Below are 891 nucleotides of genomic sequence, written 5' to 3'. Positions count from 1 at the left end.
CCAAAGTCGTCGACACTTCGGTCACACCGGCCTCGCTCGCCGGCTCGCAAACCGCCTCGGCGCCCGCGTCCGCCTCGCTGCGGTGTGTCGATTTCCGGCTTGTTTGCAACGATCCCTCTCTTTAACGCCGACCGTCCGGCTCGCTGCCGATCACGCGTCCGCCCGCGCCGGCCTCCTGCCCCGGGCGTCGATCACGTGCCCAACAAAGTGAGAACGGCCGAAACCCGCCGGTGGACTTCGCTGTTGGCGTGCAGACCGAGCTTGGCAAAGATTCTCTGGATGTGCTTTTCCACAGCCCCCTCGGAAACGACGAGCCGCTTGGCGATCGCCGAGTTCGTATGGCCCTCGGACATGAGCTCCAACACTTCGCGTTCGCGCGGCGTGAGGCTGGCGACGGGGTCGTTCCTGCGTCCGCGTCCCATCATCTGCGCGACCACTTCGGGATCGAGGACCATGCCGCCGTTGCCGACCCGATCGACGGCGTCGAGGAAGGAGTCGAGGTCGCTCACGCGATCCTTGAGCAGGTATCCGATCGAGCCGGAGCCCGAGGAGAGAAGCTCGGTGGCGTAGCTGAGGACTATGTACTGGCTGAGCAGGAGAATAGGGGCGTCGGGCCACTCCTCGCGGATGCGGACCGCCGCGCGCAGGCCTTCGTCGGTGTGCGAAGGCGGCATTCGGATGTCGCTGACCGTCACGTCCGGTCGCAAAGCCAGGCACCGGGACACAAGCTCGTTCCCGGTGCCGACTCCGCCGATGACTTCGTGTCCGCCCTCGTTCAGGATGAGGGTCAGCCCCTCCCTGAGCAGCACAGAATCGTCGGCTATCAGGATGCGCATGGAATCACCGCTTCGATTGTGGTCGGTCCGCCTGCAGGCGAGTCAATCTCAAGAG

Annotated in this window: 1 protein-coding gene; it reads right to left on the bottom strand. The window is 65.2% G+C overall.

The genetic code is table 11. The features are described 5' to 3' along the window. Positions 1-191: 191 nt before the first annotated feature. Positions 192-836 carry a response regulator transcription factor gene (locus tag ACO48X_RS05450; protein ID WP_485001110.1) on the bottom strand — a complete coding sequence of 215 codons (645 nt, stop codon included), beginning with the start codon at positions 834-836 and terminating at the stop codon, positions 192-194. Positions 837-891 lie beyond the last annotated feature (55 nt).

This window comes from Peptidiphaga sp. (genome assembly GCF_057238965.1).
Note: the sequence above shows the minus strand (reverse complement) of the source record. Positions and strands in the feature narration are given on the sequence as shown.